The organism is Yersinia mollaretii ATCC 43969, from assembly GCF_013282725.1.
Lineage (GTDB): Bacteria > Pseudomonadota > Gammaproteobacteria > Enterobacterales > Enterobacteriaceae > Yersinia > Yersinia mollaretii.
This window is the reverse complement of the sequence record NZ_CP054043.1, coordinates 2365493-2379965: the sequence shown is the minus strand read 5'-3', so window position 1 is coordinate 2379965 and position 14473 is coordinate 2365493. Positions and strand designations below refer to the sequence as shown.

Genomic DNA, 14473 nt, shown 5'->3' with positions numbered 1-14473 from the left:
AACGTACTCCTCAAATAGACAGCTTGTTAATGCGCTTGCCGCCGTAAAGCAGGTTGACGATGGCACGAGTACCGACTATCGCGGTGAACATTGACGTTACAACACCAATGGCAGTTGTAATAGCAAAGCCTTTAATCGAACCAGTACCCACAGCGTAAAGAATAATCGCTGTGATAAGCGTCGTTACGTTCGCATCGACGATACTTGAGAAGGCACCTTTGTACCCTTCATGAATCGCTTGCTGGATCGTCCGCCCGTTTCTGTACTCTTCTTTTATTCGCTCGTTAATCAGTACGTTAGCATCTACTGCTACCGCCAGCGTCAATACGATCCCGGCAATACCCGGCATAGTTAGTGTCGCCCCCGGTAGTAGGGACATCACGCCCACGATCAACACTAGGTTAGCCAATAGTGCAGTACTGGCAATCACACCAAACTTACGGTAGTAAATCACCATAAACAGGATTGAGACAGCCAAGCCCCACAGACAGGCTTCCAGACCTTGGGTAATGTTTTGTGAACCCAAAGTTGGCCCGATAGTCCGCTCTTCCACAATTTGGATTGGAGCAATCAACGCACCCGCACGCAGTAACAGGGAGAGCTGACGAGCTTCAGCTGGGTTATCAATGCCAGTAATACGGAAGCTGTTACCTAAACGCGACTGAATGGTCGCCACGTTGATGACTTCTTCCTGCTTAACCAAAATCGCCCGGCCATTAGCATCTTTTTTACCGCTGTCTTTATATTCTACGAACAAAGTCGCCATCGGCTTGCCGATATTGTCTTTGGTAAAATTAGACATCAAAGAACCACCAGCACTGTCGAGCGAGATATTAACCTGAGCTTGGTTATATTCGTCGGTGCTAGAGGTGGAGTCGGTAATATGGTCACCGGTAAGAATAACGCGCTTGTACAAGACAACCGGGCGACCTTCACGGGTATTTTTGACTTCTGAGTCACCCGGCACACGGCCAGTGGCGGCAACAGAAGCGTCAACATTGCTGTTTACCAGACGGAATTCCAACGTGGCTGTCGCACCAAGAATTTCTTTGGCACGTGCAGTATCTTGGATACCCGGTAACTCAACTACAATACGATCTGACCCTTGGCGCTGAACCAATGGTTCGGCTACACCTAGTTGGTTAACCCGGTTACGCAGGATCGTAATGTTTTGCTGAACGGCATATTCGCGTGCTTCCCGCAGACGGTCATCAGTCATCACAGCTTTTAAGGTATTGCTGCCATTGGAGCCGATCACCAGATCTCGGTGGCGAGAAGAGAGATAGCTAATCGCGTCATCACGGGTTTTATCGTCGCGAAAACGGACTTCAACACCGTAATTATCGAGTTTACGTACAGTCGCATACGGGATATTTTTCTCACGCAGATCAGTGCGCAGGGTATCCATCGTTTGCTCTTGCAGTTTGCCAAGTGCGGTATCCATGTCCACTTCCATCAAGAAGTGCACACCACCACGCAGGTCAAGACCCAGCTTCATCGGCTCAGCACCCAACTTGGCAAGCCAGGAAGGTGTTGCTGGTGCCAGATTTAGTGCGATAACGTATTTGTCCCCCATCGCCTCCATCAGCGCCTCACGGGCACGTAGCTGGACGTCGGGATCTCTAAAGCGAGCCAGGATTGCACCATTTTCCAGTGCAATGGACTTGCTCGCTATGTTGTCTTTTTCTAAAACATCACGGACTTGGACCAGCGTTGTTTCACTGGCGGCGATTCCTCGCGCACCAGTGATTTGAACAGCCGGATCCTCACCATAAAGGTTGGGAAGTGCATATAGCAGACCGATGAAGATCACGACGATCAGCATCAGATACTTCCACAAAGGATAACGGTTTAACACGGCAATTCCCTTCGGGAAAATCGAAAATTACAGAGCCTTCATAGTACCTTTCGGTAAAACGGCAGCAACGAAGTCACGTTTGATCATCACTTCAGTGGTGTCGTTCAGTGCGATTACGATATAGCCCGTTTCCGCAACTTTAGTAACACGACCAAGTAAACCACCCGTGGTTAACACTTCATCACCCTTACCAATAGAGTCCATCAGTTTTTTGTGTTCTTTGGCACGTTTTTGCTGTGGACGCAGGATCATGAAGTAAAAAATCAGACCAAATACCACCAGCATAATCACTAGGGAGTACGGGCTGCTCTGAGCCGGAGCCCCAGCGGATGCGACAGCATCGGAAATGAAAAGACTCATTAAAATTCCCTCATTGTTATCAATATCAATAGTGTGAAATCAGTGCGATAAAATCAGTAACGGTAAATCGTAACTGTTCAATCTATAAAATACCCGTCATCTTTCAAATCGCCGATGTTTTAGCTACTCGCGTTTGCCGCCTACCTGCATCTTGAAATATTCTGGGTATGCAAAATGGTAATTTTAAAATCAAACGTTTAATGGTGGAACAGGTTTCCCTATCCGACCATAGAAATCTTCGACGAAGCTCTCTAATTTACCCTCTTCAATAGCCTGACGTAAACCCGCCATTAAGCGCTGGTAGTAACGTAGGTTATGAATCGTGTTCAGGCGCGCACCCAGTATTTCGTTGCAACGGTCAAGATGATGCAAGTAGGCGCGGCTATAATTGCGACAAGTGTAGCAATCACAGTGTTCATCTAGCGTAGCAGTATCACTCTTATGCTTGGCGTTACGGATTTTTACCACGCCGTCAGTCACGAACAGATGGCCGTTACGCGCATTTCGGGTTGGCATCACACAGTCAAACATGTCGATACCGCGCCGCACCCCCTCAACCAGATCCTCTGGTTTCCCCACACCCATCAGGTAACGTGGTTTATCCGCAGGGATCTGTGGGCAAACATGCTCTAAAATGCGGTGCATATCTTCTTTTGGCTCGCCTACCGCCAAACCGCCCACAGCGTAACCATCAAAACCAATATCTACCAGCCCTTTTACGGACACATCACGTAAATCTTCGTAAACACCACCCTGAATAATACCGAACAATGCATTTTTATTGTTCAGTTCATCAAAGCGTTGGCGACTACGAGCAGCCCAACGCAAGGACATTTCCATTGAGCGCTTGGCATAATCCCAGTCTGCTGGATAGGGAGTACATTCATCGAAAATCATCACGATATCGGAGCCAAGATCGTTCTGTATTTCCATCGATTTTTCTGGGCTGAGGAACACTTTATCGCCGTTGATCGGGTTTTGGAACGTCACCCCTTCTTCTTTGATTTTGCGCATCGCACCAAGGCTGAACACCTGAAAACCGCCTGAGTCGGTCAGAATCGGACCATGCCAATTCATGAAATCATGCAAATCGCCATGCAACTTCATGATTTCCTGACCCGGACGCAACCAGAGATGGAAAGTATTACCCAACAAGATCTGCGCACCGGTCTCTTTGACCTCTTCCGGCGTCATCCCTTTTACGGTGCCGTAGGTGCCAACAGGCATAAATGCCGGGGTCTCAACGACGCCGCGCTCAAATATTAGGCGACCACGGCGTGCGCGCCCGTCAGTTTTTTGTAATTCGTACTTCACATAACCTCCAGCATCAGAGATACAGTCTGATGTCTGATAAAAAGGAGCGCATGATAGCAACTGATGAACCCGCGACACAAGCCAGCCAACCTAAGTGGCATTTATCATTCAGGTAACCAAATTAGCACGCCACTTTATCGACAGCGCTTTTCCATCATCAACAAGCCACATTATCCGCTGGGGATATAGACTGATATCTTCAAGAAAGTTATGCCTGAACTATACTTTTAGGAATGGGTGATATAGCAGATAGCAGTCTACCTACTACTCTATTTTATGATCTTTACTGATGATACGGGGCATAAAATGACAAAAAAACCAAATATCCTATTGGTGCACGGCGCATGGGGCGATGGCTCTCACTGGCGTCATGTTATTCCTACGCTGCATAACAAGGGTTATCCCGTCTATGCGGTACAGAATCCGTTAACATCACTTGCAGATGACGTGGAGCGCACGAAAAAGCTGGCCGCTTCATTGGAAGGTTCCACCATTTTGGTCGGCCACTCCTATGGGGGTATGGTGATATCTCAACTTGGCGACCTGCCCCATGTTGTTGGATTGGTCTTTGTTGCCGCCTTTGCGCCAGACAAGGGCGAAAGTCTTGGCAGTATTTTCCAACTGCGCGATCCCCCTCTCGGTGCTGCCAATCTGGTTCCAGATCAGGACGGTTTTCTTTGGATTAAGCGGGACAAATTCCACGAAAGTTTCTGCCAAGACGTAGAAAAAACCGAATCCATCGTGATGGCTATCGCGCAAAAACCGACCTCTGGCCACTGCTTTGAAGATACCTCGGCAGAACCGGCGTGGAAAACCAAACCCAGTTGGTACCAGATTTCCAACCAGGACAATATGATACCGCCAGAAACTCAGCATTGGTTTACCGAACGGATGAAACCGAAGAAAACCATTCGTCTGGACTCCAGCCATGCGTCTCTGGTCTCCCATCCCAATGAAATCATCGCATTGATTGAAGAGGCGGCCAGGGGCCATTAGTCCGAATTTATCCCGGAGACGGATACTTTCTGGCTCCGGGTGTTTCAGGGGTTAATCACATACGCTGTTTTTTGGAATATCATCCCAAGAAAAAGACAGGCATAAAGGAAACGTGATCTACTGATTATCCGCCCCATTCAGGGGGGGCAACTCTATACCTGCCTGTGGATTACGAGTGATGAACATCGCATCGCCATAACTGAAAAATCGATATTGTTCTGCCACAGCCTGCTGGTATGCATTCATGGTGTTTTTATAACCTGCGAAAGCAGAAACCAGCATTATCAATGTTGACTCAGGTAAATGGAAGTTGGTGACCAATGCATCCACTACTTGGTATTCATAGCCCGGATAAATAAATATACAGGTATCACCAAAGAAGGGGGCAATCAGCCCCTTCTCCGTGGCATTAGCCGCACTCTCCAATGAACGTACTGAGGTTGTACCCACAGCAACCACGCGCTTGCCACGAGCTTTACAGGCTAAAACTGCGTCAACGACCTCTTGAGGCACTTCTGCATATTCGGAATGCATGACATGCTCTTCGATGGTGTCTACCCGCACGGGCTGGAATGTCCCTGCACCGACATGCAAGGTCACGAAGGCCATCTCAATACCTTTTTCCCGCAATGCCGCCAGCATTGGCTCGTCAAAATGCAGCCCCGCAGTTGGCGCAGCCACCGCCCCCAAGCGCTCACTGTATACTGTTTGATACAGTTCGCGATCAGCGTCTTCATCAGGGCGATCAATATAAGGAGGTAGAGGCATATGGCCGACTGCATTCAGAATAGTGAAAACATCCCGCTCATCATCAAACCGCAGCTCAAAAAGGGTTTCATGCCTTGCCAGCATGGTGGCCCGGATGCTCTCATCATCGCCTAATAACAGCTCCGTACCGGGCTTAGGTGATTTTGATGCTTTAACATGGGCCAGAACGCGGTGGTCATCCAAAACACGTTCCACCAGCACTTCAAGCTTACCGCCACTGGCTTTACGGCCAAACAGGCGAGCTGGAATCACCCGAGTATTGTTGAATACCAGCAGGTCACCGGGCTCGAGCTTATCCAGCAAATCAGTGAAAATACCGTGCGTTAAGGCTCCAGTCGGGCCATCCAGTGACAATAAGCGGCAACCACTGCGCTGGGCTTGGGGGTAATGGGCAATCAGAGATTCCGGCAGTTCGAAAGAAAAATCGGCAACACGCATGGCTTTCCACTTCATATCAGCACAGACCCGCTCCCACAGAGATGCGGGGGCGGGTACACAAAAATAGGCCGCTAGTCTAGAACCCTCAGGGACTGGCTGCAAGAAATAAGGATAGTTGATAGCGATTTGAATTATACTCGATACATGAACTTTCTCGCTCATCTTCACCTCGCCACGCTGGCTGACAGCTCTTTACTCGGTAATCTGCTGGCAGATTTTGTCCGAGGTAATCCGCAGGGTGAGTACACACCTGAAATTGTCGCGGGCATCATGATGCATCGCCGTGTTGATGTGATGACGGATACCTTGCCGTTGGTCAAAGAGGCGCGTACCTATTTCAGTGCCGATTATCGTCGGGTTGCCCCTATTACTCTAGATGTGCTGTGGGACCATTTTCTTGCCCGCAATTGGGATAAACTGGTGCCCGACTCTACGCTGCCCGATTTTACCCAATATGCGCAAAACCAGATTTTGCCGCATTTGCAGCAGACGCCCGAACGTTTTCAGAACCTCAACGCCTATTTGTGGCCCGAGCGTTGGCTGGAGCGCTATGCTGAACTCCCTTTTATCGCTGATGTGTTACAAGGTATGGCTAATCGACGGCCTAAACTGGCCGCGCTTGCTGGTTCTTTTCACGACATAGAACAGCACTATCAGCCGTTAGAACAGCTGTTTTGGGCATTTTATCCCACAATGATGTTGCAGGCGAAACGTCAGCAGATTTAGCTAAAAACATCTTTTTTGGTATGGTTATATGGTGCTAAGTCACTTGCGCTTTCTACCAAAATGGGTATCTTAACAAGACTACGAAACTAAAAACGTCGTAACGATAGGTAAAAGCTATCACAGCGATTGGTATTTATCCCTTTATTCATAACGCTTAAATACCTATGCTGTGCCGATACTTTTAAGACAACTGGTTAATCCATCCCTATTAACAGGAGTAATTTATGGTTCTGGTAACTCGTCAAGCCCCTGATTTTACAGCAGCTGCTGTTCTTGGTAGCGGCGAAATCGTTGAAAACTTCAACCTGAAAAAACACCTGAACGGCCGCCCTGCCGTCCTGTTCTTCTGGCCAATGGACTTCACTTTTGTTTGTCCTTCAGAGTTGATCGCTTTCGACCACCGTTACGAAGAATTCCAGAAACGTGGCGTTGAAGTTGTTGGTGTCTCTTTCGACTCCGAGTTTGTTCACAACGCATGGCGTAAAACCCCGGTTGATAACGGCGGTATTGGTGAAGTTAAGTACCCAATGGTTGCTGATATCAAACGTGAAATTCAGAAAGCCTACGGTATTGAGCACCCAGATGCAGGTGTTGCGCTGCGCGGCTCTTTCCTGATCGACAAAAACGGCGTTGTTCGTCACCAAGTGGTTAACGATCTGCCGCTGGGCCGTAACATCGACGAAATGCTGCGTATGGTTGACGCACTGCAATTCCACGAAGAGCACGGTGACGTTTGCCCTGCACAGTGGGAAAAAGGCAAAGCAGGTATGGGCGCATCTCCAGATGGCGTTGCTAAATACCTGTCTGAAAACGCCTCTAAACTGTAATCACAGTTTACGCTACCCCTGATTTTACTCAGGGATATCAAGCCAGTCAGTTCATACTGACTGGCTTTTTCATGTCCAAATCACCTGAATTGACTACGCAAAAACTCAATGGGTGCTTGAAAGCTGTGACCTGACAACGAAAGGCGGGGATTGCTCCCCGCCCGGTCGCCTTACCGTTCAGATTCGTAAGCTAAAATGGCCGCAACCTCCTTGTTCCCATTTTTCGCACGTAGCTCACACAGTGATTTACGTGTAATTAATGTCAATGCCAGCACTGTTATACAAACAATTAACAGACATAAAACAAGCGTATTTTTGGGCATCTTCAGCCTCCTTGCCTTTCGGCGGGTAAAAGGCTACCGTAATGTTGTCGTGCATTACAGAGGGCCTCGTATTGATTAACATTGATACGGGGCTTTTCTCTGCCTACTCTCAGCCTGATGCAAGCACTTAAAGCAGACAGCTTCAAGCACCCGCCGCAGAGTCTATATAATAATTCTCATTCCCAGTTGAACCGTCTTAGTTATATCCCTTTATTTTCAATCAGTTGTTTTCACTTAATTTAATCTCCTCCGAACAAAAACAACCTATCAATCTGACTGTAGGTCATCAATCCTCCCTCCATCACCAATTAATTAGCTGTAATAAACATTAATTCTGCTATTAATTATTACTGGTGTGTGTTTTGCACATTACATAAGCAGCGATTTTAAGTTGCCAGACAAAAATGACCGGGTAATCCCTGGCGGGCAGGATATAACAGGAGTCAGAATGCTTTTGAAAACATGGAATAACCCCTTGGCTATATTGGCTTTACTGGTGAGTGGTACGCTGCATGCAGCTTCAACACCCGCAGTAGAGGCAAAGAATGGCATGGTTGTGACTTCCCAATATCTGGCTTCACAGGTAGGGACCGATATTTTGAAAATGGGGGGAAACGCCATTGATGCTGCTGTCGCCGTGGGATATGCACAAGCGGTGGTGAATCCATGCTGCGGCAATATTGGGGGCGGTGGTTTTATGACCATTCACCTTGCTGATGGAACCGATACATTCATCAATTTCCGTGAAACCGCACCTGCCGCTGCCAGTGCTGATATGTATTTGGATAAAGAGGGTAAAGTGACCAAAGATGCCAGTTTGTATGGCTATCTGGCTGCGGGTGTTCCCGGCACGGTTTTAGGGATGGACAGCGCACAAAAGAAATACGGTAAATTGACCCGCCAGCAAGTCATGGCACCCGCTATCAAGCTGGCCCGCGAAGGCTTTACATTGACCCGCGCCGATACTGATATTCTGGATACCACGGTTAAACGCTTCCGTCAGGACCCTGAATCTGCTCGTATTTTCCTGCGTAAAGATGGCGAAGCCTTGCAACCGGGAGATCGGCTAATTCAAGCTGATTTAGCTGATACATTGACCGCGATCTCTGAGAAGGGGCCGGATGCATTTTATCAGGGCAAAATACCGCAGGCCGTGGAAAACGCAGCGAAAAAAGGCGGCGGCATTCTAACGGCAGCTGATTTCGCCAATTATAAAATCACTGAAACCGCGCCCATTACCTGTAGCTATCGTGGTTATAAATTTGTCTCCTCCCCTCCGCCTAGCTCAGGTGGAGTGACATTATGTGAAACCTTGAATGTGCTTGAAGGCTATGACCTGAAAAGTATGGGCTTTAACTCTGCCGCTTACATTCACACGCTAACTGAAGCGATGCGCCATGCCTATATGGACCGTAATACCTTCCTCGGTGATCCGGAGTTTGTTAAAAACCCGATTGACCGCCTACTGAGTAAAAGTTATGCCGCAGATATTCGCAAGCAGATCGTCGCCAACAGAGCAACGCCATCGGTAGAAGTGCAACCGGGTATGCAGCCACATGAAAAACCGGAAACAACTCACTACTCCATCGTCGATCATGAAGGCAATGCCGTCTCGACCACCTACACAGTGAATGGTCGCTTTGGTGCGGTGGTGATAGCCCCTGGCACGGGTTTCTTCCTCAATGATGAAATGGATGATTTCACTGTCAAAGTCGGTGAGCAAAATATGTATGGATTGGTTCAGGGAGCGACGAATGCTATCGCCCCCGGTAAGCGCCCACTATCGTCCATGAGCCCGACACTAGTGACCAAAGACGGTAAGACATTTATGGTGTTAGGTTCACCGGGCGGTTCACGAATCATCACGATTACTCTACAAACCGCATTGAATGTGATTGATCACGGCATGGCCCCTCAAGAGGCGGTGGATGCCCCGCGTATTCATCACCAATGGTTGCCCGACGAAGTTTATTACGAGCAGCGTGGTGTCTCCGCAGATAGTCTTAACCTGCTGAAAACGATGGGATATAAGATGGTTGAGCAGAATCCGTGGGGCGCGACTGAGCTGATTCTGGTCGGTTTGGCTGGCGTTGACGGTGTCAGCCCGGCCAACTCGGGAAATGACTCTGCCGTCTCAGGCAAAGTGCGCGAAGGTTATCTGTACGGAGCCAATGATGTTCGTCGCCCAGCGGGTGCTGCCATCGGCTACTGATAGCCATTAATGACTCCCCCATCAATGGATCGATGGGGGAAATTTATCGGTCTATTTATACCCAAATTATACCCAAAATAATTCGAGTTGCGGGAAGGCGGCAATTGAGTGAATCCCGATGAGCTTACTCAGGTAAGTGATTCGGGTGACAAATCGGTCGGGAACCGATTTGAACGCTGTTTGCAGCGGCCTCAACAAGGTGAGGCCCATGGATGGGCCGAATAACAAGAGCAGCCAACGCACATGCAGCTTGAAGTATGATGGGTATAAATCACCACGGCAATGTATGCCCCTGATAGTCGATAAAACCGTGACCACCCTTGCCTGAAGCGCGTTCAATTTGGTCAACAACCCCTTTCACACTGGTCGCGACCGTCAGTGGTGCGGCATCTCCGCCCATGTCTGTTTTTACCCAGCCCGGATGGATGGATAGCACGGTCAGTGTCGGGTCTGCCACCTCAGCGACCAGATTGCGAGTCATCATATTCAGCGCAGCTTTACTGGCGGAATACAACGGCTTATGCCCAGAAGCATTGTGCCCCAAACTCCCCAATTGAGAGGACATAAAGGCCAGCACACTGTGAGTAGGATTGCGTTGCGCCAACAGATGCTGAGCAATGCGGATAGGTGAAATCGCATTGGTTTGGAACAGTTCAAGGATCTCTTCGGGTTTCGCATCCAGCGCTGATTGATGCTCTGGCCCCGAAATACCCGCATTCACAAATATCAGGTCAAACTTCTGGCCCTGTACCTGCGGCAGGAACTGCTTGATGCTTTCTGGCTGATTAATATCTAATGTTAACCAATGAGCCGCATGTGCACCGGTATCTTTCGCCGCACCGCGCGTCGTCGCCGTGACTGACCAGCCACGGCGACTTAGTTCATCAACCAACCCCAGCCCCAAGCCCCGAGATGCGCCGATAATCAATGCCTGTCTTTTAGTCGTGCTCATATCATTTTCCCTTTGGTGAGTGTGCCTACCCACTGTGTAGACCCGCTATATACATACTATCTCACCCAAAGAAAAAGCGGCATTTAGCCGCCTTAATTTCTGCTACTGCGCACTAACTGCTAAGTTAGTGCTCGCTATAGTGCTTAACTAGGACTGGCTGCGCCATAGTGTGACACTCTCACCCTGCAATTGAAGATTAACCCCAGCCGCAATGACATCCAGTTTGGAAAATCCCTCCAGACACCGCCACTCAGCCACATTGAGCAAAGGTGATGCGGACAATAAGATATTCATATCGTGATTACGCTGTATTGCGACCATCACCCGCTCGCGTTGGTAGCTGCGGATGAATACCAGAGAATCATTATCAGCATGAATCACCTGACAGCCGCCACGGCGCAGTGCCATACTTTTGTGGCGTAAAGCCGCCATTCGCTGGCAGAGTTTCAGTAGCTCGCCATCCCACTGAGTCTCATCCCACGGAAAGGGTTTGCGGCAGAAGGGATCATTGCCGCCGTCCAGACCAATTTCATCACCATAAAATAGGCAAGGCACACCAATCCAGCTAAACAGCCACACCAGTGCCATTTGCATACGGGCTTTATCACCCTTGAGCAGCGTGATAAAGCGCGCCGTGTCATGGCTGTCCAACTGGTTAAATAAGCGAAGCTGATGATCATGCGACAGCCCCGCACGATACTCATCCATCCAATAGGCGCAATCTTCGGCCTTGAGTTTTATCGGATGATAAGCCACATCAATACCCGCCAAAAAGCCGCGCACTGGCAGGGCAAAACCCATGTAATTCATCGCTGAATCTTCCACGCCAGCCTGTAACCAACTGCGCGCGTCACCAAAGTGTTCACCCAGCATATAGGCTTGTGAATTCTCCTCTTTCGCCGCCTGATAGATACCGGCCAGATGCCGCAAATTCCCTCTGGCTCCGCCCTGTTCCCCCAGCATGTGCACGACATCCAACCGCCAGCCATCAATGCTATAGGGCGGCCGTAACCAATAACGCACTACGCTATTATCACCGCGATAAATTTGATTCACCACGTCGTCATTCGCGAAGTTAAGTTTTGGCAAACTGGCATTGCCTTTCCAGTCCAGCGCCCGCCCATCGGGGAGGAAGTTAAACCAGCCACGATAAGGTGAATCTGGATGATGACAAGCGCCGTTCGCGCCTTGCTGATGGCGGTCAAACCAGTGATGAGAATCACCCGTGTGGTTAAACACCCCATCGAGCACCAATTTCATGCCCACATCACGGGTGGCCGCACGTAGTTGCAGAAAAGCGCCCTCACCACCGAGATAGGGATCGACCTGATAATAATCTTGCGTATCGTATTTATGCACACTCGGCGCGGTGAAAATGGGATTCAGGTACAGCGCAGTCACACCCAACTGTTGCAAATAGGGGAGTTTTTGCGTGATACCCGCCAGATCGCCGCCATAGAATGTCGAGGCGGCATTCACATCATCCAGCGGCTGCTGCCACTCACGGCGGGAGACCGGATGGCCCGCAGCATGGTGGATATAACAGCCATCCTGCACACCATGCTCACCTTGGCTGCTGGCAAAACGATCAGGGAATATTTGATAGAAAACTTGGTCAGCAACCCAATCCGGGCCGCTGTCCGGCACATCAATGGCAAATTGGGCCAACTGCGCCGGAGGAACAATTGAAAACCCTAATGGGCCGAACCAGAGCTGGTCGTCATCCCACAGCAACTTAAAACAGTAGCGCCGTGTGGGCTGACCTTCATGCAGTGGCAAGGTCGCGCGGTAACACCAGAAACCATCACGTTGCTCCCCCTCCATAGTGAGCAGCCACTCCTCATTATCTGGTTCGCAGCGCAAGAAAACCTGCGCGGGCAACTTATCACCCTGCAACCACTCTCCATCTAACCAAAATGTCATGTGCAATGCGTCGCCCCGCTGACGGACAAACGGCGGGACCGGTAGATGCCAACCACTAAGCATAAAACTCTCCTGCTTTAACCAAAACGATTGCTGTTAAGGCTATCTGGTGCAGACATTAACGCCGCGACACATTCACCTGTTAAATGTAACCGGTATAAACAATGCCATATTACGGGAGGCTTACCCTCATCTATCTGCATAAATATCGGGGATGAGAGCGGGGGCGGAGAGAGGTTCTAAGCAAATCGCACCGATAAAAAAACCGGGAGATAACATCGCCCGGTTTGATATGCAGTTCAACTCAGCATTACTCCGCGAGTTTCGCCTGTTTCGCTTGTTTTTTCTGGTGGTTGACCTTGAAGTAGTAGCCCACCAACAGCAACGCAATCCACACTAAACCCACATACAGTGAAATTCGGGTTGTTGGGAACCAACCAATCAGACCAATGATAAACACCAAGAAAATGATAGCCAGAACAGAGGTGAAAGTGCCACCACGCAGAGGGAAGTCTAGCGCCTTAATTTGCGCTTTGCTCAGCGAGCGACGGAAACCAATCTGAGAGAACAGGATCATAATCCACACCCAAACGGTCGCAAAGGTCGCGAGTGAGGCGATCACCAAGAACACATTTTCCGGCATGATGTAGTTTAGGTAAACCGCCGTCAGCATAGCGCCCATCATCACTAACACCGTGACCCACGGCACACCGCGTTTGGAAATCGCGGCAAAGGCTTTTGGTGCATGACCCTGCTCTGCCATGCCGTTCAGCATGCGCCCAACACCGAACACATCACTGTTAATGGCGGATAACGACGCGGTGATCACCACAAAATTCAGAATGCCGGCCGCAACTGTAATCCCCATATGCTGGAAGGTCAGTACAAACGGACTACCGTTGGTGCCAACTTGATTCCATGGGTAAATAGACATGATGACGAACAGAGTACCGACGTAGAACACCAAAATACGCCATGGAACGGAGTTGATCGCTTTCGGGATGGATTTTTTCGGGTTCTCAGCTTCACCCGCAGTAATACCGATAATCTCAATACCGCCGTAAGCAAACATCACCAGCTGTAATGATAGAATCATGCCGACAAAACCATTACTAAAGAAGCCGCCATGGGTCCATAGATTATGAATCCCGGTTGCTTGCCCGCCGTTGCCAATCCCCCAAACGATGATGCCGATACCGGCCAGAATCATGATGATAATGGTGGCAACTTTGAAGAATGAGAACCAGAACTCCAGCTCGCCAAAGACCTTAACGCTCATCATATTGACTGCGCCAATGATCAGAACAACACTCAGCACCCATACCCAGTGATCGACATGCGGGAACCAGACCCCCATATAGATACCAAAGGCGGTCACATCCGCAATCGCAACAATCAGAATCTCAAAGCAGTAGGTCCAGCCGGTGATATAACCCGCCATTGGCCCAAGGTAATCTTGTGCATAACGAGAGAAAGAGCTGGCCTGCGGGTTATTCACTGACATTTCGCCCAAGGCGCGCATGATGATAAATGCCACCACACCACCAATCAGGTATGCCAATAATACGCTTGGCCCCGCCATTCTTATTGCATCAGCCGAACCATAGAATAAGCCTGTACCTATTGCTGACCCCAATGCCATAAAACGGATATGGCGTGTCGTTAGGCCGCGTTTCAGCTTATTTTTGACTGGTAATTCCATGAACAAAGCCCCGTCTTTTTTTCAGCAAAAAGCCACGGGTATGAGCCGTGGCTAAAAAATCCTATCGCTGTGCC

12 protein-coding genes are annotated in these 14473 nt (G+C 49.3%); 4 read left to right on the top strand and 8 right to left on the bottom strand.

Going from position 1 to position 14473, the window contains the following annotated elements; translation table 11 throughout:
* Positions 1 to 10: 10 nt before the first annotated feature.
* The 3 genes from secD to tgt all read right to left on the bottom strand — a co-directional run bounded on the left by secD (position 11) and on the right by tgt (position 3532).
* Positions 11 to 1858 (bottom strand): protein translocase subunit SecD, encoded by a 1848-nt coding sequence (gene secD / locus HRD69_RS10495; RefSeq protein ID WP_071984803.1) that lies wholly within the window; start codon positions 1856 to 1858, stop codon positions 11 to 13.
* A gap of 27 nt (positions 1859 to 1885) precedes the next feature.
* Entirely contained in the window at positions 1886 to 2218 is a 333-nt protein-coding gene (yajC, locus tag HRD69_RS10490) for a preprotein translocase subunit YajC (protein WP_005166605.1), read from the bottom strand.
* A gap of 189 nt (positions 2219 to 2407) precedes the next feature.
* Positions 2408 to 3532, bottom strand: coding sequence for a tRNA guanosine(34) transglycosylase Tgt (gene tgt / locus HRD69_RS10485; protein WP_004873475.1), 1125 nt, complete (start codon positions 3530 to 3532; stop codon positions 2408 to 2410).
* A gap of 306 nt (positions 3533 to 3838) precedes the next feature.
* On the opposite strand from tgt, the gene HRD69_RS10480 reads away from it, so the two are divergent.
* Positions 3839 to 4528 (top strand): alpha/beta hydrolase, encoded by a 690-nt coding sequence (locus tag HRD69_RS10480; protein ID WP_032812980.1) that lies wholly within the window; start codon positions 3839 to 3841, stop codon positions 4526 to 4528.
* 117 nt (positions 4529 to 4645) lie between these two features.
* On the opposite strand, the gene queA is transcribed toward HRD69_RS10480, so the two are convergent.
* A complete protein-coding gene (gene queA / locus HRD69_RS10475) occupies positions 4646 to 5734 on the bottom strand; it encodes a tRNA preQ1(34) S-adenosylmethionine ribosyltransferase-isomerase QueA (RefSeq protein ID WP_032812981.1) in 1089 nt (362 codons plus the stop codon).
* Between the two features lie 144 nt (positions 5735 to 5878).
* Between queA and HRD69_RS10470 the strand changes: the two genes are divergently transcribed.
* Together HRD69_RS10470 and HRD69_RS10465 are read left to right on the top strand one after the other, a co-directional pair.
* Entirely contained in the window at positions 5879 to 6460 is a 582-nt protein-coding gene (locus tag HRD69_RS10470; protein ID WP_004873479.1) for an acyl carrier protein phosphodiesterase, read from the top strand.
* 224 nt (positions 6461 to 6684) lie between these two features.
* Positions 6685 to 7287 carry a peroxiredoxin C gene (locus tag HRD69_RS10465; RefSeq protein ID WP_004873480.1) on the top strand — a complete coding sequence of 201 codons (603 nt, stop codon included), beginning with the start codon at positions 6685 to 6687 and terminating at the stop codon, positions 7285 to 7287.
* Positions 7288 to 7457: 170 nt separating this feature from the next.
* Here HRD69_RS10465 and HRD69_RS10460 read toward each other — a convergent pair whose 3' ends face one another.
* Complete coding sequence (locus HRD69_RS10460; RefSeq protein WP_032812982.1) at positions 7458 to 7616, bottom strand: type I toxin-antitoxin system Hok family toxin; 159 nt, start codon at positions 7614 to 7616, stop codon at positions 7458 to 7460.
* A gap of 442 nt (positions 7617 to 8058) precedes the next feature.
* Here HRD69_RS10460 and ggt point away from each other — a divergent pair, with 442 nt between their 5' ends.
* Positions 8059 to 9822, top strand: coding sequence for a gamma-glutamyltransferase (gene ggt / locus HRD69_RS10455; protein ID WP_004873481.1), 1764 nt, complete (start codon positions 8059 to 8061; stop codon positions 9820 to 9822).
* 271 nt (positions 9823 to 10093) lie between these two features.
* Here ggt and HRD69_RS10450 read toward each other — a convergent pair whose 3' ends face one another.
* The 3 genes from HRD69_RS10450 to proY form a co-directional block, all read right to left on the bottom strand.
* Positions 10094 to 10774, bottom strand: a complete 681-nt coding sequence (locus HRD69_RS10450; RefSeq protein ID WP_004873482.1) for an SDR family oxidoreductase — start codon at positions 10772 to 10774, stop codon at positions 10094 to 10096.
* 147 nt (positions 10775 to 10921) lie between these two features.
* Positions 10922 to 12760 carry a maltodextrin glucosidase gene (malZ, locus tag HRD69_RS10445; RefSeq protein ID WP_032812983.1) on the bottom strand — a complete coding sequence of 613 codons (1839 nt, stop codon included), beginning with the start codon at positions 12758 to 12760 and terminating at the stop codon, positions 10922 to 10924.
* Positions 12761 to 13007: 247 nt separating this feature from the next.
* Positions 13008 to 14399, bottom strand: coding sequence for a proline-specific permease ProY (gene proY, locus HRD69_RS10440; RefSeq protein WP_004873484.1), 1392 nt, complete (start codon positions 14397 to 14399; stop codon positions 13008 to 13010).
* Positions 14400 to 14473 lie beyond the last annotated feature (74 nt).

Excerpts from the sequence above, each read along its gene's own strand:
- yajC (WP_005166605.1), bottom strand. The coding sequence starts at position 2,218 with ATGAGTCTTTTCATTTCCGATGCTGTCGCATCCGCTGGGGCTCCGGCT.
- HRD69_RS10480 (WP_032812980.1), top strand. The coding sequence starts at position 3,839 with ATGACAAAAAAACCAAATATCCTATTGGTGCACGGCGCATGGGGCGAT.
- queA (WP_032812981.1), bottom strand. The coding sequence starts at position 5,734 with ATGCGTGTTGCCGATTTTTCTTTCGAACTGCCGGAATCTCTGATTGCC.
- HRD69_RS10470 (WP_004873479.1), top strand. The coding sequence starts at position 5,879 with ATGAACTTTCTCGCTCATCTTCACCTCGCCACGCTGGCTGACAGCTCT.
- HRD69_RS10465 (WP_004873480.1), top strand. The coding sequence starts at position 6,685 with ATGGTTCTGGTAACTCGTCAAGCCCCTGATTTTACAGCAGCTGCTGTT.
- ggt (WP_004873481.1), top strand. The coding sequence starts at position 8,059 with ATGCTTTTGAAAACATGGAATAACCCCTTGGCTATATTGGCTTTACTG.
- HRD69_RS10450 (WP_004873482.1), bottom strand. The coding sequence starts at position 10,774 with ATGAGCACGACTAAAAGACAGGCATTGATTATCGGCGCATCTCGGGGC.
- malZ (WP_032812983.1), bottom strand. The coding sequence starts at position 12,760 with ATGCTTAGTGGTTGGCATCTACCGGTCCCGCCGTTTGTCCGTCAGCGG.
- proY (WP_004873484.1), bottom strand. The coding sequence starts at position 14,399 with ATGGAATTACCAGTCAAAAATAAGCTGAAACGCGGCCTAACGACACGC.